The sequence below is a fragment of the Pseudomonas sp. MD195_PC81_125 genome (assembly GCF_014060985.1).
In the GTDB taxonomy this organism is placed as follows: Bacteria; Pseudomonadota; Gammaproteobacteria; order Pseudomonadales; family Pseudomonadaceae; genus Aquipseudomonas; species Aquipseudomonas parakoreensis.
In genome coordinates this window covers 1-1,721 of sequence record NZ_JABULD010000283.1, presented here as the reverse complement: position 1 = coordinate 1,721, position 1,721 = coordinate 1, and the positions used below count along the sequence as shown (strand labels likewise).

The following is a 1,721-nucleotide window of genomic DNA, read 5'->3' as shown; positions in this document are numbered from 1 at the left end:
AAGTACAACAAAGTGATCGACCTTTGGTCGAAGGCAAACGACGAAGTTTCCAAGGCGATGATGGCCAACCTCTCGAAAGAGAAAGTCATCGACCGTCACGGCGACGAAGTTGACCAAGAGTCCTTCAACTCGATGTACATGATGGCCGACTCGGGTGCGCGGGGTTCCGCAGCACAGATTCGTCAGCTGGCCGGTATGCGTGGTCTGATGGCCAAGCCGGACGGTTCCATCATTGAAACGCCGATTACTGCGAACTTCCGTGAAGGTCTGAGCGTACTCCAGTACTTCATCTCGACTCACGGTGCTCGTAAAGGTCTGGCGGATACCGCGTTGAAAACTGCGAACTCCGGTTACCTGACTCGTCGTCTGGTAGACGTGGCGCAGGATCTGGTTGTAACCGAGATCGATTGCGGCACCGAACACGGTCTGCTGATGACTCCGCACATTGAAGGCGGTGACGTTGTAGAGCCGTTGGGTGAGCGCGTATTGGGTCGTGTTATTGCCCGTGACGTATTCAAGCCAGGCACCGAGGACGTTATCGTTCCTGCCGGTACTCTGGTGGACGAGAAGTGGGTCGAGTTCATCGAGCTGAACAGCATCGATGAAGTGATCGTGCGTTCGCCGATCAGCTGCGAAACCCGCTATGGCATTTGCGCCAAGTGCTACGGCCGTGATCTGGCTCGTGGTCACCAGGTGAACATCGGTGAAGCGGTCGGCGTTATCGCTGCCCAGTCCATCGGTGAGCCGGGTACCCAGCTGACAATGCGTACGTTCCACATCGGTGGTGCGGCAAGCCGTACTTCCGCAGCAGACAGCGTTCAGGTGAAGAATGGCGGTACTGTCCGTCTGCACAACCTGAAACACGTTGAGCGAGTGGATGGCCACCTGGTTGCCGTGTCCCGTTCCGGTGAGCTGGCCATCGCTGATGACTTCGGTCGTGAGCGTGAGCGTTACAAGCTGCCGTACGGTGCTGTGATTTCGGTTAAAGAAGGTGACAAGGTCGACGCTGGCGCAATCGTCGCCAAGTGGGATCCGCACACTCACCCGATCGTTACCGAAATGAAAGGTACCGTGACCTACGTGGGCATGGAAGAAGGCATCACGATCAAGCGTCAGACTGACGAATTGACCGGTATGACCAACATTGAAGTACTCGACGCGAAAGATCGTCCAGCTGCTGGCAAGGAAATCCGTCCAGCAGTGAAGATGGTCGACGACAACGGCAAGGATCTGTTGCTGCCAGGCACTGACGTTATCGCTCAGTACTTCCTGCCAGCCAACGCCCTGGTCGGTGTTGCGGACGGTGCGAAGATTGCGATCGGTGATGTTATCGCTCGTATCCCGCAAGAAACTTCGAAAACCCGCGACATCACCGGTGGTCTGCCGCGTGTTGCCGACCTGTTCGAAGCTCGTCGTCCGAAAGAGGCGTCGATTCTGGCTGAAGTCAGCGGTACTATCGCGTTCGGTAAAGAGACTAAAGGCAAGCGCCGTCTGGTTATTACCCCGAACGACGGTAGCGATCCGTACGAAGAGCTGATTCCGAAGTGGCGTCACCTGAACGTGTTCGAAGGCGAACAGGTTAACCGCGGCGAAGTTATCTCCGACGGTCCAAGCGATCCGCACGACATCCTGCGTCTGCTGGGTGTGAGCGCGCTGGCCAAGTACATCGTGAACGAGATCCAGGACGTTTACCGTCTGCAAGGCGTGAAGATCAACGATAA

The 1,721-nt window shown here is 56.4% G+C and carries 1 pseudogene; it reads left to right on the top strand.

The features are described 5' to 3' along the window. Window positions 1–1,721 (top strand): annotated as a pseudogene (locus tag HT737_RS12330) (DNA-directed RNA polymerase subunit beta'); the annotation flags it as partial.